General features: G+C 67.5%; 16 protein-coding genes, 3 rRNA genes and 2 pseudogenes. 14 read left to right on the top strand and 7 right to left on the bottom strand.

Annotated features, from left to right (window positions below):
• Positions 1-65: 65 nt before the first annotated feature.
• The 3 genes from IPT68_RS08235 to IPT68_RS08225 form a co-directional block, all read right to left on the bottom strand.
• Positions 66-836: a transglycosylase SLT domain-containing protein gene (locus tag IPT68_RS08235; RefSeq protein WP_189701885.1), complete on the bottom strand. Its 771-nt coding sequence runs from the start codon at positions 834-836 to the stop codon at positions 66-68.
• A gap of 296 nt (positions 837-1,132) precedes the next feature.
• Positions 1,133-2,254, bottom strand: coding sequence for an S-adenosylmethionine:tRNA ribosyltransferase-isomerase (locus IPT68_RS08230; protein WP_189701886.1), 1,122 nt, complete (start codon positions 2,252-2,254; stop codon positions 1,133-1,135).
• Complete coding sequence (locus IPT68_RS08225) at positions 2,251-2,949, bottom strand: SDR family NAD(P)-dependent oxidoreductase (protein ID WP_189701887.1); 699 nt, start codon at positions 2,947-2,949, stop codon at positions 2,251-2,253. The genes IPT68_RS08230 and IPT68_RS08225 overlap by 4 nt, the downstream gene beginning before the upstream one ends.
• A gap of 212 nt (positions 2,950-3,161) precedes the next feature.
• On the opposite strand from IPT68_RS08225, the gene IPT68_RS08220 reads away from it, so the two are divergent.
• The 3 genes from IPT68_RS08220 (at position 3,162) to chpE (ending at position 5,375) form a co-directional block, all read left to right on the top strand.
• The gene (locus IPT68_RS08220) at positions 3,162-4,307 is read left to right on the top strand and encodes a GAF domain-containing sensor histidine kinase (RefSeq protein ID WP_189701888.1); all 1,146 of its coding nucleotides are present in this window, start codon (positions 3,162-3,164) and stop codon (positions 4,305-4,307) included.
• Positions 4,300-4,941 (top strand): response regulator, encoded by a 642-nt coding sequence (locus IPT68_RS08215; RefSeq protein WP_189701889.1) that lies wholly within the window; start codon positions 4,300-4,302, stop codon positions 4,939-4,941. Before IPT68_RS08220 ends, IPT68_RS08215 begins: the two co-directional genes overlap by 8 nt.
• Before the next feature lie 188 nt (positions 4,942-5,129).
• Entirely contained in the window at positions 5,130-5,375 is a 246-nt protein-coding gene (gene chpE / locus IPT68_RS08210) for a chaplin ChpE (protein ID WP_189701890.1), read from the top strand.
• A gap of 148 nt (positions 5,376-5,523) precedes the next feature.
• Here chpE and IPT68_RS08205 read toward each other — a convergent pair whose 3' ends face one another.
• A complete protein-coding gene (locus IPT68_RS08205) occupies positions 5,524-6,306 on the bottom strand; it encodes a hypothetical protein (RefSeq protein ID WP_228040316.1) in 783 nt (260 codons plus the stop codon).
• A gap of 151 nt (positions 6,307-6,457) precedes the next feature.
• Between IPT68_RS08205 and IPT68_RS08200 the strand changes: the two genes are divergently transcribed.
• From IPT68_RS08200 to IPT68_RS08190, 3 genes are all read left to right on the top strand, one after another.
• Positions 6,458-7,249 carry an ABC transporter ATP-binding protein gene (locus IPT68_RS08200; protein WP_189701892.1) on the top strand — a complete coding sequence of 264 codons (792 nt, stop codon included), beginning with the start codon at positions 6,458-6,460 and terminating at the stop codon, positions 7,247-7,249.
• A gap of 95 nt (positions 7,250-7,344) precedes the next feature.
• Entirely contained in the window at positions 7,345-7,776 is a 432-nt protein-coding gene (locus IPT68_RS08195; protein ID WP_189701893.1) for an NfeD family protein, read from the top strand.
• Positions 7,777-7,937: 161 nt separating this feature from the next.
• Positions 7,938-8,888 (top strand): SPFH domain-containing protein, encoded by a 951-nt coding sequence (locus IPT68_RS08190; RefSeq protein WP_189701894.1) that lies wholly within the window; start codon positions 7,938-7,940, stop codon positions 8,886-8,888.
• A 105-nt stretch (positions 8,889-8,993) separates the two neighbouring features.
• On the opposite strand, the gene IPT68_RS08185 is transcribed toward IPT68_RS08190, so the two are convergent.
• The 3 genes from IPT68_RS08185 to IPT68_RS08175 form a co-directional block, all read right to left on the bottom strand.
• Entirely contained in the window at positions 8,994-9,500 is a 507-nt protein-coding gene (locus tag IPT68_RS08185) for an HNH endonuclease (RefSeq protein WP_189701895.1), read from the bottom strand.
• 186 nt (positions 9,501-9,686) lie between these two features.
• Positions 9,687-10,226 (bottom strand): YbhB/YbcL family Raf kinase inhibitor-like protein, encoded by a 540-nt coding sequence (locus IPT68_RS08180; RefSeq protein WP_189701896.1) that lies wholly within the window; start codon positions 10,224-10,226, stop codon positions 9,687-9,689.
• Between the two features lie 40 nt (positions 10,227-10,266).
• Entirely contained in the window at positions 10,267-11,049 is a 783-nt protein-coding gene (locus tag IPT68_RS08175; protein WP_189701897.1) for a sporulation protein, read from the bottom strand.
• Between the two features lie 137 nt (positions 11,050-11,186).
• Between IPT68_RS08175 and IPT68_RS08170 the strand changes: the two are divergent.
• The 8 genes and pseudogenes from IPT68_RS08170 to IPT68_RS08135 all read left to right on the top strand — a co-directional run.
• A pseudogene (locus IPT68_RS08170) lies at positions 11,187-11,444 on the top strand (DNA-3-methyladenine glycosylase); the annotation flags it as partial.
• 14 nt (positions 11,445-11,458) lie between these two features.
• Positions 11,459-12,070, top strand: coding sequence for a DNA-3-methyladenine glycosylase (locus tag IPT68_RS08165; protein WP_189701898.1), 612 nt, complete (start codon positions 11,459-11,461; stop codon positions 12,068-12,070).
• 481 nt (positions 12,071-12,551) lie between these two features.
• Positions 12,552-12,919 (top strand): annotated as a pseudogene (locus tag IPT68_RS08160) (DNA-3-methyladenine glycosylase); the annotation flags it as partial.
• Positions 12,920-13,435: 516 nt separating this feature from the next.
• Positions 13,436-14,958 (top strand): 16S ribosomal RNA (locus IPT68_RS08155).
• A gap of 313 nt (positions 14,959-15,271) precedes the next feature.
• Positions 15,272-18,384 (top strand): 23S ribosomal RNA (locus IPT68_RS08150).
• A gap of 104 nt (positions 18,385-18,488) precedes the next feature.
• Positions 18,489-18,605: ribosomal RNA gene (gene rrf / locus IPT68_RS08145) — 5S ribosomal RNA — on the top strand.
• The 16S, 23S and 5S rRNA genes sit together here, the layout of an rRNA operon.
• 196 nt (positions 18,606-18,801) lie before the next feature.
• Positions 18,802-19,992, top strand: coding sequence for a hypothetical protein (locus tag IPT68_RS08140; RefSeq protein WP_194074131.1), 1,191 nt, complete (start codon positions 18,802-18,804; stop codon positions 19,990-19,992).
• Entirely contained in the window at positions 19,971-20,735 is a 765-nt protein-coding gene (locus tag IPT68_RS08135) for a tetratricopeptide repeat protein (protein WP_194074111.1), read from the top strand. Before IPT68_RS08140 ends, IPT68_RS08135 begins: the two co-directional genes overlap by 22 nt.
• Positions 20,736-20,805 lie beyond the last annotated feature (70 nt).

Genomic DNA, 20,805 nt, shown 5'->3' with positions numbered 1-20,805 from the left:
GTCACAGGGGTGCCGCCCTTCGGCGTTCGTCGACCGCGACGTGCGGGAAGAGGTCCGCGCCGACCTCAGTACGCGCTGTTGACGTTGTCGATCGAGCCGTACCGGTCGGCCGCGTAGTTGGCGGCGGCGGCGATGTTGGCGACCGGGTCGTAGATGTTCCAGGACGTGCCCGGCACGTGGTACGCCTGGAAGGTCGGCGGGATCACCTGGAGCAGGCCCTTGGACGGGATGCCGTTGCGGGCGTTGATGTCCCAGTTGTTGATCGCGTTCGGGTTGCCCGAGGACTCGCGGATGATGTTCTTGTGCAGGCCGTGGTAGGAGCCCGGGATGCCCTTGGCCTTCATGATGGACAGCGCCTCGCGGATCCAGCCGTCGAGGTTGTTGGCGTAGGACTTGGCGGCGACGGTCTCGAACTCGATGCGCTCGGCGGACCGGTTCGCGGCGGCCTTCTCCTGGCGGCGCTGTTCCGCCTTCTTCTCGGCGGCGGCCTGCGCGGCGGCCGTCTTCGCGGCGGCCTCGGCGGCGGCCTTCTTGGCGGCGGCCTCGGCGGCGGCGGCCTCGGCGGCGGCCTTCTTCTTCGCCGCGAGGGCCTCGACCTTCAGACCGGCGTCGGCGAACTGGTCGGTGATGCCGGTCGTGACCACCTTGACCGGCTCGGAGCTGTAGGCGACGTTCGCCGGGAAGGCGGCCTCGGCGGTCGTGGTCTGCCCGCCCGAGGGCGCCGTGGTGAACGCGAGGGCCGCGGCGCCGAGCGTGGCCACACCGGCGAGAGCGATCTTGTTCTTGGCGTTGCCGGCCAGGGCGCGGCCACGGTCGCGGAAAATGTGCTGGGGCATGGGTGATGGACCTCTTCGAATAGCGCGGAGGTCGCTCACGTCCGGCGGGGGACAGGTGCTTCCCGCACGAACGCCGCGGGCGACAACCCGCGGCGCTGAGCGACGCAGCCATTCTTAGCGGCCGCAAAAACCCGTCGCAAAGGTGTGATCTACTAAGCCCGGTAGTGGATCAGGTGAGGGCAAAACGGGACAGATCAGACCGTCATTCCCGCTCGCCAGGGGTTCATTTGTCTCCTATCGCCCTTCGTACGTGACGTGCGCCCTATGTGCGGCCTCACACCTCCGACAGGGAAGACTCACCAGCAGTTGCTTGCGCAATGCTCTGTGTGACCGGTCTCGGCCGGAAGCAGGAGGTGCACGTCCCCGAACTCGTGCCACAGGTAGCGGTGGCGCAGCGCCTCCTCGTACCCGCGGTCGACCGCCGCCGCCCCGGCCACCGCCTCCAGCATCAGCAGATGCGAGGCCTCCGGCTCGTGCAGCCCGGTCAGCAGCCCGTCCACCACCCGTACCCCGCGCTCCGGCGTGACCACGAGATCCGTCCACCCCTCGGCAGCCCGGACCACCCCGTCCGACCCCGCGGCCGATTCCACGGCGCGCACGGCGGTCGTACCCACCGCGATCACCCTGCCGTCCCCGGCCCGCACCGCGTTGATCAGCCGCGCCGAAGTCTCCGGCACCGCGAACCGCTCCGGGTACGGCGGCTCGTGCGCCTCCGCCGAGGCCACCCCGGTGTGCAGCGTGACCGGCGCGAACTGCATGCCCCGGCTCACCATCTCGGCCACCGTCCGAGGCGTGAAGGGCCGCGCCGCACTCGGCATCTCCGCACTGCCCGCCCCGTCGGCCGACGGCAGCGCGAACACCGTCTGGTACACGGACAGCGGCTGATCCCGCTCCGTGTAGGAGTAGCGGATGGGCCGCCCGTACCGGTCGAGCAGCTCACGCACCTCCGCACCGGCCGCCCGGGCCCACCACAACCGTTCGCCCCGCGCGCTCAGCGGCTCCTCCAGCACCAGCCGCCCGCCGCCGGGCAACCGCACCTCCGTCCCCGCCGGACCGCCCGCACGCGCGCGCGTGGTGCCCTTTCCGTCCGGGTCCCGCAGCTCGACGGCCCACCGCCCGTCGTCGCCGCGCGTCGAGAAGTGCACCACCAGGCGCGCGTTCCCCGTCCACCCGTCCATGGCCGCGGCCAGCGTCGGAGAGGTGTTCACGACCAGCAGGTCGCCCGCCCGCAGCAGCCGCGGCAGCCGTGCGAACGCGTGGTGCGACACCTCGGTCCCGCGCGACACCAGGAGCCGTACGGCATCCCGGTTCAGCCCCGGCCCGCGCTGCTCGGCCGGCACGCGCGCGGACAGCTCCTCGGGCACGTGCCCCCACCCGCGCGCGGGCTCCACCGGTGGTGCTCCGAGCGCCGGCGTCATCGTGTCCCCTCCAGCAGGGCCGGCGCCCCGAAGCGACCGCTCGCCGGCCGCTCCTCCAGCAGCCGCAGGAACGCCGGCACCACATGCGCCGGCTCCGGCCGCGGATCGTCGTCCTCCGGTACGGCCGCCGCGTACAGCTCCGTCGCCATGTCCCCGGGATCGACCGCCCAGACCCGCAGCCCCGGCTCCTCCGCCGCGAGCACCGCCGCGAGCTGGTCCAGGGCCGCCTTCGACGCCCCGTAGCCGCCCCACGTCTCGTACGCCTCGGCGGCCGCGTCCGAGCTGACCGCGATCACCGCGGGCCGCCGCGACGCCCGCAGCAGCGGCAGCGCCTCCTGGATCAGGCCCAGCGCGGCCACCACGTTCACCTCCAGCGCCCGCCGCAGCCCGTCCAGCGGCAGCTGCTCCAGCCGCACCAGCGGCTCGGCGCCCAGCGCGCTCGCGTTGCTCACCACCAGATCGACGCCGCCCAGCCTCCAGGCCGCCGCCACCAGCTCCGACCGGTGCCCGGCGTCGGCGACGTCCCCGGCATGGGCCGCCACCCGGGTGCCGTGCGCCGTGAGCGCCGCCGCCGTCTCCTTCAGCGCCCGCTCGCCCCTGGCGTCCAGCACCAGGTCCCATCCGCGCGCTGCCAGGGCCTCGGCGAGCGCCCGCCCCAGCCCCTTCGACGCCCCCGTGATGATCGCTACCGGCATGACACGTTCCCCTCCTCCTCGACGCCGCTCGATCGGCGTGCCTTCAACGTAGGAACCGGGGACCCCGCCCCGCCTCGGGCGCGGGCCGCAAGGCGCCGGGTCCTTCGACCTAAGCCGCACGTCCACGACCGGCGGACTAGGCCCAGCGACCTAGGCGGCGGCCGTCACCAGTCGGATCCGCGCTGTCACACCCCGCCGGTAGCGTGGAAGCCATGAGTCAAGGTCCCCGGTCCGGCCTCGCCGCGGTGAGCTCCGCACTGCTGGCCATGAGCAGGCACCTCGAGGTGCGCGATGTCCTCAAGACGATCGTCGCCTCGGCCCGTGAGCTGCTCGACGCGCAGTACGCCGCGCTGGGCGTACCGGACGACCACGGCGGTTTCGCGCAGTTCGTGGTCGACGGCGTCAGCGACGCGCAGTGGAAGAGGATCGGCCCGCTGCCCCGCCAGCACGGCGTCCTCGCCGCGATGCTCCGCGACGCCAAGCCCCAGCGCCTGGCCGACGTCCGCACGGACCCCCGCTTCGAGGGCTGGCCGTCCGCCCACCCCGACCTGGCCGACTTCCTGGGGCTGCCCATCCGCGACGGCGACGAGGTCATCGGCGCCCTCTTCCTGGCGAACAAGAACTGCCCCAAACCCGAGGGCACCTGCGGCTTCACCGCCGACGACGAGGAACTGCTGTCGATCCTCGCCCAGCACGCCGCGATCGCCCTCACCAACGCCCGGCTCTACGAGCGCAGCCGCGAACTCACCATCGCCGAGGAGCGCTCCCGCCTGGCCCACGAGCTGCACGACGCCGTCAGTCAGAAGCTCTTCTCCCTGCGCCTGACCGCGCAGGCCGCCGCCGCCCTCGTCGACCGGGACCCGGCCCGCGCCAAGGGCGAACTGCAGCAGGTGGCCGCGCTCGCCGCCGAGGCCGCCGACGAGCTGCGCGCCGCGGTCGTCGAGCTGCGCCCCGCGGCCCTCGACGAGGACGGCCTCGTGGCCACCCTGCGCACGCAGGTGCAGGTCCTGGACCGCGCCCACAGCGCGCGCGTGACGTTCACCGCCCACGGTGTGCGCGCCCTGCCCGCCGCCCAGGAGGAGGCGCTGCTGCGCGTCGCCCAGGAAGCCCTGCACAACGCCCTGCGGCACTCGGGGGCCGAGCGGGTCGACGTGACCCTGTCCAGGCGCGGCACCGGCGCCGTCCTGCGCGTCACGGACGACGGCGGCGGCTTCGACCCCCGCGCGATACGCCGTGCCGGACGCCACCTGGGCCTGGTCTCCATGCGGGACCGGGCAGGCGGCGTGGGCGGCACGCTCACCGTGGAGTCGACGCCCGGCAAGGGCACCATGATCGAAATGGAGGTCCCCGGTGGCTGACGCAATCAGGGTGCTGCTCGTCGACGACCACCAAGTGGTCCGCCGCGGCCTGCGCACCTTCCTGGAAGTGCAGGACGACATCGAGGTGGTGGGCGAGGCGGCCGACGGCGCCGAGGGCGTCGCCCGCGCCGAGGAGCTCAAGCCCGACGTCGTCCTGATGGACGTCAAGATGCCCGGCATGGACGGCGTCGAGGCGCTGCGCAGACTTCGCGAGCTGGGCAACCCCGCGCGCGTGCTCATCGTGACCAGCTTCACCGAGCAGCGCACCGTCGTCCCGGCCCTGCGCGCGGGCGCCGCCGGGTACGTCTACAAGGACGTCGACCCGGACGCGCTGGCCGGCGCCATCCGCTCGGTGCACGCCGGGCACATCCTGCTCCAGCCCGAGGTGGCGGGCGCCCTGCTGTCCCAGGAGGAGACCAACACCGGCCAGGGCCGGGCCGGTTCGCTCACCGAGCGGGAGCGCGAGGTGCTGAGCCTGATAGCCGACGGCCGCTCCAACCGGGAGATCGCCCGCGCGCTGGTGCTCTCCGAGAAGACCGTCAAGACCCACGTCTCGAACATCCTGATGAAGCTCGACCTCGCCGACCGCACCCAGGCCGCCCTGTGGGCCGTGCGGCACGGCGTGACGGGCTGAAACAGGCAGAAAAGCACTCGGTACGGCAATACGGCTCGGTACGGCAATACGGAAGGTTCCGCTCCGGGCTGAGATTCATACCGTCGTGGGAATGTCCCCCGGATGGCGCACCCTCCGTGGAGCTCCGGCGTTCTTCAGTGCGTGCTGCGGCGACTGGCCGCGGTGATCGCATCAGAAGGGCTTACGAAGTGAAGAACCTGAAGAAGGCAGCGGCCGTGACGATGGTGGCCGGTGGTCTGGTGGCCGCCGGTGCCGGTATGGCCTCCGCCACCGACGGATCGCTGGCCACCGGCAAGGCCGAGGGCTCGCCGGGTGTCGTCTCGGGCAACCTCGTCCAGGCCCCCGTGCACGTTCCGGTCAACGCCGTCGGCAACAGCGTGAACGTCGTCGGCGTGCTGAACCCGGCCTTCGGCAACCTCGGCCTCAACCGCTGAGCTTCCCCCGCTTCGGCCGTCGGCCAGGACCACGTGGGTCGGCTCCCGACCCACGTCCCCCACGCCTGACGCCGACCGCCCGCCGAAGGGCCCCGCGAGTGAGCTCGACTCGCGGGGCCCTCAGCGTCTCAGCGACGGCGACGCGACCTCACCGCCGCTCCCGCTCCTCGACCATCGAGTTGTACGCCGCGACCTGCGCCCGCCGAGCCGTCCGCTCCACCGGCCGCAGCACCTCCGCCCTGGCGGCCATCTCCGAGGCGCTGACCGCGCCTCCGTGCCCGTTCTCGTACGCCACCGAGATCAGCAGCCCGACCCGCTGCGCCAGCTCCAGCACCCGCACCGCCCGCCCCGGATACCCCGGCGCCAGCACCTCCCGGCCCCGCTCGGCCCGCGCCCGGTAGGCGTCGATCGCCGCCTCGGCCACCGGCCCGGACCCGGCCACGTCCAGCCGCGTCAGCACCTCGGTCGCCTCCCGCAGCGCCTCCGCCAGCTCCCGCTCCGCCTCCCCGAGCGAGGGCACGTCTGCGGGCGGCGCCTCCCGCACCGGCAGGCAGTGCCACACGACCTCGACGTGTACGTCACCGTCGGGCCCGGCCTCGTGCACCTCGGGCACCAGCCCCAGCGCACCCCCGTGGCAGATCACCGCCTCCTCGGCCTCCAGCGCCCGCGCGTTGAACTCCGCCGGCCCGCTCAGCCCCAGTGGATGCCCGGGCGCAGGCAGCGCGACCCGCAGCCCGGTCACCCCCAGTGCCCGCAGCCGTCCCAGCGCGAGCGTCAGTCCGACCGGCGCCGGCTCCCCGGGCAACCCCTCCACCCGGTGCACGGCGTCCTCACCCAGGATGGCGAGCACGGCGTCGTCCGGAGAGACATTTCCGGCAAGAAGGGCGTTTCCCCAAGCGGCAAGGCGTCCAGAGCGCGGTTCCGAGAGCATGCTCCCACCCTAAGTACCGGGCCGAGGGAATGGACCGGCCGACCGGTGGCGTAGATTTCGTTGAAGGCTGCGCCCACCGGCGCGGCCGCCCGAGCCACAGGCGTACGCGACAGCCGAGACCGGCCACACTGCAAGGGGAGACAACGCGCTCATGAGCGATGTTCTGGAGCTTCAGGACGTATCCGTGATCCGTGAGGGCCGGGCTCTGGTGGACCAGGTCTCCTGGTCGGTCAAGGAGGGTGAGCGCTGGGTGATCCTCGGCCCCAACGGCGCCGGCAAGACCACCCTGCTCAATGTCGCGTCCAGCTACCTCTTCCCCAGCAAGGGCACCGCCACCATCCTCGGCGAGACCCTCGGCAAGGTCGACGTCTTCGAACTGCGACCCCGCATCGGCGTGGCGGGCATCGCCATGGCCGACAAGCTCCCCAAGCGCCAGACGGTCCTGGAGACCGTACTGACGGCCGCGTACGGCATGACGGCCGGCTGGCAGGAGGAGTACGAGGAGATCGACGAGCAGCGCGCCCGCGCCTTCCTCGACCGCCTCGGCATGTCCGACTACCTGGAGCGCCGGTTCGGCACCCTGTCCGAGGGCGAGCGCAAGCGCACCCTGATCGCCCGCGCCCTGATGACCGACCCCGAGCTCCTCCTGCTCGACGAGCCCGCGGCCGGCCTCGACCTCGGTGGCCGCGAGGACCTGGTCCGCCGTCTCGGCCGCCTCGCCCGCGACCCGATCGCACCCTCGATGATCATGGTCACGCACCACGTCGAGGAGATCGCCCCCGGCTTCACCCACGTCCTCATGATCCGCCAGGGCAAGGTCCTCGCCGCCGGTCCGCTGGAGCTCGAACTGACCTCCCGTAACCTCTCCCGCTGCTTCGGCCTGCCGCTCGTCGTCGAGCAGGTGGGCGACCGCTGGACCGCCCAGGGCCTGCCGCTGTCCTGAGCCGCCCAAGTCCCGCCGAGGCGCGGGTGAGAAGCCCGTCGCAAACCTGATCGCGCGCCCTGTCCGCGCACGTTCCGCGGTCCTACCATGACCGTGTGGAAATCGACGCGTGGGTTTGGTGGTTGGTCGCGGCGACCGGGCTCGGCATCGGGCTCGTGATCACCGCGATGCCCGAACTCGGCATGCTCGCGGTGGGCGCCGTCGCGGCCTCGGTGACCGCCGGCATCTTCGGCGGTGACGCCGTCTTCCAGGTCGTGGTCTTCGCCGTCGTCTCCACCGCCCTGATCGCGGTGGTACGCCCCATCGCCAACCGGCACCGCGCACAACGCCCTCAACTCGCCACAGGCGTGGAGGCGTTGAAGGGCAGGCAGGCCGTCGTACTCGAACGCGTCGACGGCTCGGGCGGACGCATCAAGCTCGCCGGAGAGGTCTGGTCGGCCCGCGCCCTCGACACCGACCGCGTCTACGAAGCGGGTCAGGAGGTCGACGTCGTGGACATCGAAGGAGCCACGGCGATCGTCATGTGACCTCGCCCGACGCAAGGTGGCCGAACACCGCACCTGCCGTGCGCCGGTCTGTCAGACTCGACCAGCAAGATCTTCAACAACCATAAGATCTGCATCAACTGGATCCGCCGACAGCGGATCCGCCGAACGCGCCGAGGCGGAGAAGGGTACGGGGAGCGACGATGGAACCGGTCATCATCGTCCTGATCATTCTGGTGGTGTTGGTCTTCATCGCCCTGATCAAGACGATTCAGGTCATCCCACAGGCCAGCGCCGCCATCGTGGAGCGCTTCGGCCGCTACACGCGGACGCTGAACGCGGGCCTCAACATCGTCGTCCCGTTCATCGACACCATCCGCAACCGCATCGACCTGCGCGAACAGGTCGTCCCCTTCCCGCCGCAGCCGGTGATCACGCAGGACAACCTGGTCGTCAACATCGACACGGTCATCTACTACCAGGTCACCGACGCGCGGGCCGCCACCTATGAAGTCGCCAGCTACATCCAGGCGATCGAGCAGCTGACCGTCACCACCCTGCGCAACATCATCGGCGGCATGGACCTGGAGCGCACGCTGACCTCCCGCGAGGAGATCAACGCCGCACTGCGCGGCGTCCTCGACGAGGCCACCGGCAAGTGGGGCATCCGCGTCAACCGCGTCGAACTCAAGGCGATCGAACCGCCCACCTCCATCCAGGACTCGATGGAGAAGCAGATGCGCGCCGACCGCGACAAGCGCGCCGCGATCCTTCAGGCCGAAGGTGTCCGGCAGTCCGAGATCCTGCGCGCCGAGGGTGAGAAGCAGTCCCAGATCCTGCGCGCCGAAGGTGAGGCCAAGGCCGCCGCGTTGCGCGCCGAGGGCGAGGCCCAGGCCGTCCGCACGGTCTTCGAGGCCATCCACGCCGGCGACCCGGACCAGAAGCTGCTCAGCTACCAGTACCTCCAGATGCTGCCGAAGATCGCCGAAGGCGACGCCAACAAGCTCTGGATCGTTCCCAGCGAGATCGGCGACGCCCTCAAGGGCCTCTCCGGCGCCATGGGCAACTTCGCGCCGCAGAGCGGGAATTCGGGCTCGGCGGGCAACGGCACCAGCGCGGGCCCGGAACGCCGGGAGAAGCCGAGCATCGACTAGGGGTGCGTCCGTACTCCGGTCGGTCCCCGCGCCGCCGTCTTCCAGGGGCGCGGGGCACTGCGTGACCAGCCACAGACAACCTCAGCCGACGAACCACCGCAACTCTCAAGCCGCAGCCGAGGCCAACCACTCAGGCAGCGCCTCGTAGTCGTCCTGCGCCAAAGCCAAGAGCATCGCATCCGCCGGCGTCGGCTCGAACGGCTCCCGGACCAGCGGCATCCCCGCCTCCTCGGGCGTCCGATTCGCCTTGCGGTGGTTGTCCTCCGCGCACGAGGCCACCGTGTTCAGCCAGGTGTCCTGACCCCCCTGGGACCGCGGCACCACGTGGTCCACGGTCGTCGCCCGACGACCGCAGTACGCGCACCTGTGCCGGTCCCGCACCAGCACACCCCGCCTCGACCACGGCGCTTGTCTTCGGAACGGCACCCTCACGTACCTGCACAACCTGATCACCCGAGGCGCCGGTATGTCGACCGCGGCTCCGCGCATGCGCAGTTCGGGGTGGGCCTGCTCGACGACGGCCTTGTCCTGAAGCACCAGAACGACGGCTCGGTTCAACGTCACCGTCGACAGCGGCTCGAAGCTCGCGTTCAGTACCAGCGTGTCCCGCATACCAGCCCACCTCCCGTGTGCACCGGCCCACCCCTTGGCGGGCTGGGATCAACTCTGGACGTGCACGCCGAGATGGACAACGCAATATCCGCTGCTCCACGAGGTACGACCCCGCGGCCCCCTGGCCACAAAAATGCCCGCCTCCGATCGCTCGTAGACCAGAGGCGGGCAAACGTTCGGTGAACGTCAGGCTTCGGCGGGCACCTCGTACTCACCGATGAGCTGGGCGCGCCCCAGCGTGTGGAACCGCAGGTTGAAGCCCACGACGGCTGGGCTGGCATCAGCGTCCGGGCCGAGCTTCTCCCGGTCCACGGCGTACACCGTGAACACATACCGGTGCGGCCCGTCCCCCGGCGGCGGCGCGGCACCGCCGAAGTCCTTCGTGCCGTAGTCGTTGCGCGCGTGAACGGCGCCCTCCGGCAGGCCCTCGAACCTCGAGCTGCCCGCACCCGCCGGCAGCTCCGTCACCGAGGCCGGGATGTCGAACAGCACCCAGTGCCAGAACCCGCTGCCCGTCGGGGCGTCCGGGTCGTAGCAGGTCACGGCGAAACTCTTGGTCTCGGCCGGGAAACCCTCCCACCGCAGGTGCGGTGAGATGTTGCCGGCCGCGTGGACCTGAGCGTCCTTGAGGGTCGCACCCTCCTGCACGTCCTCGCTCGTGACCGTGAACGACTGCACGGGCGGATGGAAGTCGTGGGGGAGCGGCCGCCTCTTGAGCTCGGTCACCTCGGTACCTCCTGATCGGATGGTTCAGTGGCTTCCGAGCCTAGAACCAGTTGCGCTTGCTGCCGACTTCGGACAGCCACTGGTTGAGGTAGGCCACCCAGTCGGTGCCCTGGTAGTCGTGCAGCCCCACCTGGAACGAACGGAAGGTGTCGCTGCCCTCGCTGAACAGGCCCGGCTTCTTGTCCATCTCCAGCACGACGTCCATCGCCTGCTCGTCGGCCACGAAGCTCAACTCGACCTGGTGCAGGCCCCGGTACTGCTGCGGCGGCAGGAACTCGATCTCCTGGTAGAACGGCAGCTGCTGCCGCGTACCGCGGATGTGACCGCGCTCCAGGTCCGCGTTCTTGAAGCGGAAGCCCAGCTGGATGAAGGCGTCCAGGATCGCCTTCTGCGCCGGCAGCGGGTGCACGTTGATCGGGTCCAGGTCACCGGAGTCGACCGCGCGCGCGATCTCCAGCTCCGTGGTCACACCGATGTGCATGCCGCGCAGCGCCTGCCCGTCGATCATCGTGACCGGCGTCTCCCACGGAATGTCCAGCCCGAACGGCACGGCGTGCACCGCTTCCGCCTGGAGCTCGAAGGCACCGCCGAGACGCACCTTCTTGAACTCGATGTCCTGCTTGTACTCGGTGTCCTGGCCCTCGACCTCGACCTTGGCCTGCAACCCGACCGACAGCGCCTCGATCCGCTGGTTCACGGACCCGCCCTGGATCCGGACCTCGCCCTGGACCACGCCGCCCGGAACGACGTTGACCTCGGTCAGCACCGTCTCGACCGAAGCCCCACCGGCTCCCAGACTCGCGAGCAGCTTCTTGAACGCCATGTCTCTCCCTCGATCACTACGTCTCTGATCACTACAAACGCGATCCGGCCACGACCGGTTCCGGGCCCCACCCTGGCAAGACCGACGCCCCCTCGCCACCCCGCCGCACCCACCCGCCTGCACTACCCTCGGACGGCATGATCGCGACCCCCGACCGTACGCTCCTGCCCCGGGAGTTCTTCGACCGGCCCGTACTGGAAGTGGCCCCCGACATCCTCGGCCGCATCCTCGTGGGCACGACACCGGACGGTCCGATCGCGCTGCGCCTGACAGAGGGCGAGGCCTACGACGGCCAGAACGACCCCGGCTCCCACGCCTACCGCGGCGGCACCCCCCGCAACGACGTGATGTTCGGTCCGCCCGGCCATGTGTACGTCTACCTCACCTACGGCATGTCAAGGCGGCCCGCATGAACGTCGACTTCCTCGCCCATCCTGCCGAAGAGGTCGCCCCCAAGCTGCTCGGGAGCGTCCTCACCTGCAAGACCCCCGAGGGAACCGTGAGCATCGCGATCACGGAGACCGAGGCGTACTCCGGTACGGCCGACCCGGCTTCCCATGCCTACCGAGGCCGGACACCCCGTAACGCCGTCATGTTCGGACCCGCAGGACACTTGTACGTCTACCGGTCCCACGGTCTCCACTGGTGCGCCAACATCGTCACCGGGACGGACGGCATCGCCTCAGCCGTCCTCATCCGGGCAGGCAGGGTCATCGAGGGGGAGGACCTGGCACGCAAGCGGCGAGGGGAGGGGGTCGAGAGCCCACGTCTTGCCCGAGGTCCGGGGAACTTCTGCCAGGCGCTCGGCGTCACGGGAGAGCACAACGGCGCGGACCTCCTGGCAGGTACCTCGGTCATGATGTCCGAGGGTGAGCCGGTACCCGCTGCGCTCATCCGGGTTGGCCCTCGGGTGGGCGTAAGCAAAGCCCACGACTGGCAGCACCGCTTCTACCTCGCCGGTGATCCGACGGTCTCGACGTACCGACTGAGCCCGAGAGCCAGGCCGCCCGCCGGGAACTGAGCCGCTCTGCGCCTTCCTCACGGCCCGCCGGTGAGTCGGTGCGGAGTGGGTCAGAAGATGCGCGATCGTTCGCGAGCGTGGGGCGTGACGCGTCCCGCCGGTCGAGCGACTGCCGACGTGCGCACCACGCGGGAGGGCTCCCTGAACAGGGTCCTCCCTCCATCTCAGATCCCTCGGCCAGGTCGCCGCCGTCGCTCCCGACCGCGCGAGACCGAGTCCAGGCCCGAAGGCTTGGGCGTCCGCCTGTGAAGAGACCCCGCCATCCGTGCATGGTCCACCCCCGCAGCGAAAGGGAGGCACATGTCCCGCCATCCCGGCGGGGTCACTGCCGCACGCGCGTGCGCCTCACAGGAAGAGACTGCCGACAGTGGGACACATCCCGTTTCCGTTCGAAGGCGACTTCGCCGCCGTGTCTCGGGAGGAAGCTGAACAAGATCCTTGCCGACAAGGACGGCAGCCGCCGGTGCCTCACACTCCACGCGGTCCCGACGGCACGGCGAGCGCCGTGCTGCTCCGCGCCGGCGAGATCATCGAGGGCGCCGAGCCGGCGCGCACCCGTCGACTCTCGGCCCGCAACGACAAGGAACTGGCCAAAGTTCCGGCTCGCCTGGCCACGGCCCTGGACGCGGACCGCACCCTGGACGGCACCGACGCCTGCGCCGTCGGCGACACCCCTCTGCGCATGCTGACAGGCACGCCCATGCCCTCTGACCAGGCACGCAATGGCCTCCGCACCGGAGTGGCCGACGACGAGGGCGACGGAGACGCCCACCCTGGCGGTCCCGGATCGCCAACGACCCGGCGGTGAGCCCCTACCGGGCCCACGTGCCGAGCTGCCGCCGCAGTTGACTCGCCCCCCGAAGGTGCGTAATGTAGCCCGAGCCGCTGAACCGGGTACTGCGATCGTCAGCAGCCGGAGCGGCCAACCCACTACCTAACGAGCGCCCCTTCAGCGGGGTCGATTCTGGTGTGTTCGCGCGCCTGAATTCGAATCCGCGACCCGATTATGAATCGGGCGGGGGAATCGGCTAACGTAGTGGATGTCGAAAGGCCGCAAGGCCGAAAGACAAACCCGCCGACCGGGAATCGGAACCAAAAGGTTCTGATAGAGTCGGAAACACCGAAGGGAAGCGCCCGGAGGAAAGCCCGAGAGAGTATCTCGGGTGAGTACGAAGGAAGCGTCCGTTCCTTGAGAACTCAACAGCGTGCCAAAAGTCAACGCCAGATATGTTGATACCCCGTCTCCGGTCATCAGACCGGGGCGTGGTTCCTTTGAAGAAAACACAGCGAGGACGCTGTGAACGGTCGGGCTTATTCCGCTCGACGGTTCCGCTCCCGTGTGTGTCACCGGATCACCGGTAAACATTCACGGAGAGTTTGATCCTGGCTCAGGACGAACGCTGGCGGCGTGCTTAACACATGCAAGTCGAACGATGAACCACTTCGGTGGGGATTAGTGGCGAACGGGTGAGTAACACGTGGGCAATCTGCCCTGCACTCTGGGACAAGCCCTGGAAACGGGGTCTAATACCGGATACGAGCCTCCTCCGCATGGTGGGGGTTGGAAAGCTCCGGCGGTGCAGGATGAGCCCGCGGCCTATCAGCTTGTTGGTGAGGTAACGGCTCACCAAGGCGACGACGGGTAGCCGGCCTGAGAGGGCGACCGGCCACACTGGGACTGAGACACGGCCCAGACTCCTACGGAGGCAGCAGTGGGAATATTGCACAATGGGCGCAAGCCTGATGCAGCGACGCCGCGTGAGGGATGACGGCCTTCGGGTTGTAAACCTCTTTCAGCAGGGAAGAAGCGCAAGTGACGGTACCTGCAGAAGAAGCGCCGGCTAACTACGTGCCAGCAGCCGCGGTAATACGTAGGGCGCAAGCGTTGTCCGGAATTATTGGGCGTAAAGAGCTCGTAGGCGGCTTGTCGCGTCGGTTGTGAAAGCCCGGGGCTTAACCCCGGGTCTGCAGTCGATACGGGCAGGCTAGAGTTCGGTAGGGGAGATCGGAATTCCTGGTGTAGCGGTGAAATGCGCAGATATCAGGAGGAACACCGGTGGCGAAGGCGGATCTCTGGGCCGATACTGACGCTGAGGAGCGAAAGCGTGGGGAGCGAACAGGATTAGATACCCTGGTAGTCCACGCCGTAAACGGTGGGCACTAGGTGTGGGCAACATTCCACGTTGTCCGTGCCGCAGCTAACGCATTAAGTGCCCCGCCTGGGGAGTACGGCCGCAAGGCTAAAACTCAAAGGAATTGACGGGGGCCCGCACAAGCGGCGGAGCATGTGGCTTAATTCGACGCAACGCGAAGAACCTTACCAAGGCTTGACATACACCGGAAACATCCAGAGATGGGTGCCCCCTTGTGGTCGGTGTACAGGTGGTGCATGGCTGTCGTCAGCTCGTGTCGTGAGATGTTGGGTTAAGTCCCGCAACGAGCGCAACCCTTGTCCCGTGTTGCCAGCAGGCCCTTGTGGTGCTGGGGACTCACGGGAGACCGCCGGGGTCAACTCGGAGGAAGGTGGGGACGACGTCAAGTCATCATGCCCCTTATGTCTTGGGCTGCACACGTGCTACAATGGCCGGTACAATGAGCTGCGATACCGCGAGGTGGAGCGAATCTCAAAAAGCCGGTCTCAGTTCGGATTGGGGTCTGCAACTCGACCCCATGAAGTCGGAGTCGCTAGTAATCGCAGATCAGCATTGCTGCGGTGAATACGTTCCCGGGCCTTGTACACACCGCCCGTCACGTCACGAAAGTCGGTAACACCCGAAGCCGGTGGCCCAACCCCTTGTGGGAGGGAGCTGTCGAAGGTGGGACTGGCGATTGGGACGAAGTCGTAACAAGGTAGCCGTACCGGAAGGTGCGGCTGGATCACCTCCTTTCTAAGGAGCACTTCTTACCGGGCTTCGGCTTGGTCAGAGGCCAGTACATCGGCGAGTGTCCGATGCTGGTTGCTCATGGGTGGAACGTTGACTACTCGGCACACTTCGGATGGATGAGAGCGTTAGTACTGCCCCTTGGGGCGTGGAACGCGAAGCTTGTCGGCGAGGGGTGTCGGGCACGCTGTTGGGTGTCTGAGGGCACGGCCGTTTGGTCTGTCTTCGGATTGCCGGCCCCAGTGAACTGCTGCTTCGGTGGTGGGTGATGGGTGGTTGGTCGTTGTTTGAGAACTGCACAGTGGACGCGAGCATCTGTGGCCAAGTTTTTAAGGGCGCACGGTGGATGCCTTGGCACCAGGAACCGATGAAGGACGTGGGAGGCCGCGATAGTCCCCGGGGAGTCGTCAACCAGGCTTTGATCCGGGGGTTTCCGAATGGGGAAACCCGGCAGTCGTCATGGGCTGTCACCTACTGCTGAACACATAGGCAGTGTGGAGGGAACGCGGGGAAGTGAAACATCTCAGTACCCGCAGGAAGAGAAAACAACCGTGATTCCGGGAGTAGTGGCGAGCGAAACTGGATGAGGCCAAACCGTATGTGTGTGAGACCCGGCAGGGGTTGCGCATGCGGGGTTGTGGGATCTCTCTTTCACGGTCTGCCGGCCGTGGGACGAGTCAGAAACCGTTGATGTAGGCGAAGGACATGCGAAAGGTCCGGCGTAGAGGGTAAGACCCCCGTAGTCGAAACGTCAGCGGCTCGTTTGAGAGACACCCAAGTAGCACGGGGCCCGAGAAATCCCGTGTGAATCTGGCGGGACCACCCGCTAAGCCTAAATATTCCCTGGTGACCGATAGCGGATAGTACCGTGAGGGAATGGTGAAAAGTACCCCGGGAGGGGAGTGAAATAGTACCTGAAACCGTGTGCCTACAAGCCGTGGGAGCGTCGGAGCCTTCGGGCTCTCGTGACTGCGTGCCTTTTGAAGAATGAGCCTGCGAGTTTGCGGTGTGTTGCGAGGTTAACCCGGGTGGGGTAGCCGTAGCGAAAGCGAGTCCGAATAGGGCGTTTCAGTAGCATGCTCAAGACCCGAAGCGGAGTGATCTAGCCATGGGCAGGTTGAAGCGGAGGTAAGACTTCGTGGAGGACCGAACCCACCAGGGTTGAAAACCTGGGGGATGACCTGTGGTTAGGGGTGAAAGGCCAATCAAACTCCGTGATAGCTGGTTCTCCCCGAAATGCATTTAGGTGCAGCGTCGTGTGTTTCTTGCCGGAGGTAGAGCACTGGATAGGCGATGGGCCCTACCGGGTTACTGACCTTAGCCAAACTCCGAATGCCGGTAAGTGAGAGCGCGGCAGTGAGACTGTGGGGGATAAGCTCCATGGTCGAGAGGGAAACAGCCCAGAGCATCGACTAAGGCCCCTAAGCGTACGCTAAGTGGGAAAGGATGTGGAGTCGCACAGACAACCAGGAGGTTGGCTTAGAAGCAGCCACCCTTGAAAGAGTGCGTAATAGCTCACTGGTCTAGTGATTCCGCGCCGACAATGTAGCGGGGCTCAAGCGTACCGCCGAAGTCGTGTCATTGCAGCATGAGGGCCAACGCCTGCTGTGATGGGTAGGGGAGCGTCGTCTGCCGGGTGAAGCAGCCGTGTAAGCGAGTTGTGGACGGTTGACGAGTGAGAATGCAGGCATGAGTAGCGATACAAACGTGAGAAACGTTTGCGCCGATTGACTAAGGGTTCCTGGGTCAAGCTGATCTGCCCAGGGTAAGTCGGGACCTAAGGCGAGGCCGACAGGCGTAGTCGATGGATAACCGGTTGATATTCCGGTACCCGCTGTGAAGCGTCAAACATCGAGCATCGTGATGCTAAGGCCGTGAAGCCGTTCCGGACCCTTCGGGGAAAGGAAAGTGGTGGAGCCGCCGGACCAAGCGGTTAGTAGGTGAGTGATGGGGTGACGCAGGAAGGTAGTCCATCCCGGGCGGTGGTTGTCCCGGGGTAAGGGTGTAGGCCGTGCGATAGGTAAATCCGTCGTACTTGTGGCTGAGACCTGATGCCGAGCCGATTGCGGTGAAGTGGATGATCCTATGCTGTCGAGAAAAGCCTCTAGCGAGTTTCATGGCGGCCCGTACCCTAAACCGACTCAGGTGGTCAGGTAGAGAATACCGAGGCGTTCGGGTGAACTATGGTTAAGGAACTCGGCAAAATGCCCCCGTAACTTCGGGAGAAGGGGGGCCACGCCTGGTGAGAGTACTTGCTGCTCGAGCTGGGGGTGGCCGCAGAGACCAGCGAGAAGCGACTGTTTACTAAAAACACAGGTCCGTGCGAAGCCGTAAGGCGATGTATACGGACTGACGCCTGCCCGTGCTGGAACGTTAAGGGGACCGGTTAGCTCCATTTCGGTGGGGCGAAGCTGAGAACTTAAGCGCCAGTAAACGGCGGTGGTAACTATAACCATCCTAAGGTAGCGAAATTCCTTGTCGGGTAAGTTCCGACCTGCACGAATGGCGTAACGACTTCTCGACTGTCTCAACCATAGGCCCGGTGAAATTGCACTACGAGTAAAGATGCTCGTTCCGCGCAGCAGGACGGAAAGACCCCGGGACCTTTACTACAGTTTGATATTGGTGTTCGGTTCGGCTTGTGTAGGATAGCTGGGAGACTTTGAAGCGGCCACGCCAGTGGTTGTGGAGTCGTCGTTGAAATACCAGTCTGGTCGTGCTGGATGTCTAACCTGGGTCCGTGATCCGGATCAGGGACAGTGTCTGATGGGTAGTTTAACTGGGGCGGTTGCCTCCTAAAGGGTAACGGAGGCGCCCAAAGGTTCCCTCAGCCTGGTTGGCAATCAGGTGTTGAGTGTAAGTGCACAAGGGAGCTTGACTGTGAGACCGACGGGTCGAGCAGGGACGAAAGTCGGGACTAGTGATCCGGCGGTGGCTTGTGGAAGCGCCGTCGCTCAACGGATAAAAGGTACCCCGGGGATAACAGGCTGATCTTCCCCAAGAGTCCATATCGACGGGATGGTTTGGCACCTCGATGTCGGCTCGTCGCATCCTGGGGCTGGAGTCGGTCCCAAGGGTTGGGCTGTTCGCCCATTAAAGCGGTACGCGAGCTGGGTTTAGAACGTCGTGAGACAGTTCGGTCCCTATCCGCTGTGCGCGTAGGAGTCTTGAGAAGGGCTGTCCCTAGTACGAGAGGACCGGGACGGACGAACCTCTGGTGTGCCAGTTGTTCTGCCAAGGGCATGGCTGGTTGGCTACGTTCGGGAGGGATAACCGCTGAAAGCATCTAAGCGGGAAGCCTGCTTCGAGATGAGGACTCCCACCCACTTGATGGGGTAAGGCTCCCAGTAGACGACTGGGTTGATAGGCCGGATATGGAAGCACGGTAACGTGTGGAGTTGACCGGTACTAATAGGCCGAGGGCTTGTCCTCAGTTGCTCGCGTCCACTGTGTTAGTTCTGAGGCAACGACCGTTGCCGGCTTTGAGTAGAACGCACAATTGAAGAGTGTGCTTGTTCGCTCGAAACCATTAGGGTTTCGGTGGTCATAGCGTGAGGGAAACGCCCGGTTACATTCCGAACCCGGAAGCTAAGCCTTACAGCGCCGATGGTACTGCAGGGGGGACCCTGTGGGAGAGTAGGACGCCGCCGAACAATTCTTGGAGGACCCCTGGTCACCAGCGTTCAGCTGGGACCAGGGGTCCTTTTGTTTTTCCGGAGCGCGCCGGATAGCCGGCAGCGCGAGAATGACTGCGGTACCAAAGACAGGAGTCACCGATGTCCACCAACTCTCCCGACGATCGACCGGAGCGCGACCAGCGGCACCGGGATGGTGGGGATCGCGGCGACCGTGGCGGCTTCCGACGCGACCGTGGTGAGCACGGCGATCGTGGCGACCGCGGCGGCTTCCGGCGTGACAACGACCGTGGTGGCTACGGCCGTCGGGACGACGACCGTGGTGGTCACGGCCGTCGGGACGACCGGGGGAGCGATCGCGGCGGGTACGGCCGGCGCGACGATCGGCGCGATGACCGTGGCGACCGCGGCGGCTTCCGAGGCGACGACCGCGATCGTGGGCCGCGCCGTGACGACCGGGGTGGACGTCCCGGTGGAGGGTTCCGCAGGGACGAGCGCGGCGACCGGCGTGACGACCGTCGCGGTGACGATCGTGGTGGGTTCCGGCGTGATGACCGTCGTGATGACCGGCGTGATGACCGGCGCGGTGATGATCGTGGTGGGTTCCGCCGCGATGACCGCCGTGGTGACGATCGTGGCGGGTTCCGGCGTGACGACCGCCGTAGTGACGATCGTGGTGGGTTCCGGCGTGACGACCGCCGTGGTGACGATCGTGGCGGGTTCCGGCGTGACGACCGGCGTGACGACCGGCGTGATGACCGGCGCGGTGATGACCGTGGTGGGTTCCGCCGCGATGACCGCCGTGGTGACGATCGCGGTGGGTTCCGTCGTGACGACCGCCGTAGTGACGATCGTGGCGGGTTCCGGCGTGACGACCGGCGTGACGACCGGCGTGATGACCGGCGCGGTGATGACCGTGGTGGGTTCCGCCGCGATGACCGCCGTGGTGACGATCGTGGCGGGTTCCGTCGTGACGACCGCCGTGATGAGCGGCGCGGTGACGATCGCGGTGGGTTCCGGCGTGACGACCGCCGTGATGAGCGGCGCGGTGATGACCGTGGCGGGTTCCGTCGTGACGACCGGCGTGACGACCGCCGCGAGGACAGGCGGGACGACCGCCGGGACGACAGGGACCGCGGTTTCCGGCGGGACGACCGGGGAGACCGCGCTGGGTACGGCCGGCGTGACGACCGGCGGGACGATCGACGCGACGACCGTGGCGAGCGGGGTGGTTTCCGGGGGCGTGACGACCGTGGGCGCGGTCCCCGTCGGGACGACCGGAGCGGTCGGCCCGGTGGATTCCGTGGGCGCGACGACCGGCGCGGTGGCGATGGAGGTCGGTTCCGCGAGGAGCGGGAAAGGGACCGTGAGCCGATCAAGCGGCTGCCGATTCCGGAGGACGTGACCGGCGACGAGATCGACAAGGACGTACGGCAGGAGCTGCAGAGTCTGCCGAAGACCCTCGCGGAGGATGTCGCCAAGAACCTGGTCATGGTCGCGCGGCTGATCGACGAGGACCCCGAGGGGGCTTACGGCTATTCCAGGGTTGCCCTGCGGCTGGCGTCGCGCGTCGCCGCCGTGCGGGAGGCCGCAGGGTTCGCGGCGTACGCGAACCAGAAGTACGGAGAGGCACTCGCCGAGTTCCGTGCGGCGCGGCGGATGACCGGCACCGTGGAGCTGTGGCCCGTGATGGCCGACTGCGAGCGCGGGCTGGGGCGTCCGGAGAAGGCGCTGGACATGGCCGGGGCGCCCGAGGTGCAGAAACTCGACAAGGCCGGGCAGGTGGAGATGCGGCTCGTCGCGGCGGGTGCCCGGCGTGACATGGGGCAGCTCGACGCGGCCATCGTGACGCTGCAGAGCCCGGAGCTGGCCTCCAGTTCCGTGCAGCCGTGGACCGCGCGGCTGCGGTACGCGTACGCGGACGCGCTGCTCGCGGCCGGGCGGGAGCGTGAGGCTCGGGAGTGGTTCGCGAAGGCGGTGGAGGCGGACCGGGACGGCAGCACCGACGCCTCGGACCGGCTGGCCGAGCTGGACGGCGTGGAGTTCGTCGACGCCCTCGACGAGACCCGGGACGACGAGGGCGAGGCCGCGGTCGAGGACGGCTCGGACTCGGGCCGTGACAGTGACGGCGACGGCGACCGGGACTGACGTACGGACGTGACCGTGGGCGGGACCTCGACCGAGGGGTCCCGCCCGCGTCGTGTGCGCGTCAGCCGTG

Origin of the sequence: Streptomyces chromofuscus, assembly GCF_015160875.1 — a bacterium.
In the GTDB taxonomy this organism is placed as follows: Bacteria; Actinomycetota; Actinomycetes; order Streptomycetales; family Streptomycetaceae; genus Streptomyces; species Streptomyces chromofuscus.
This window is presented reverse-complemented; position numbering and strand designations above follow the sequence as displayed.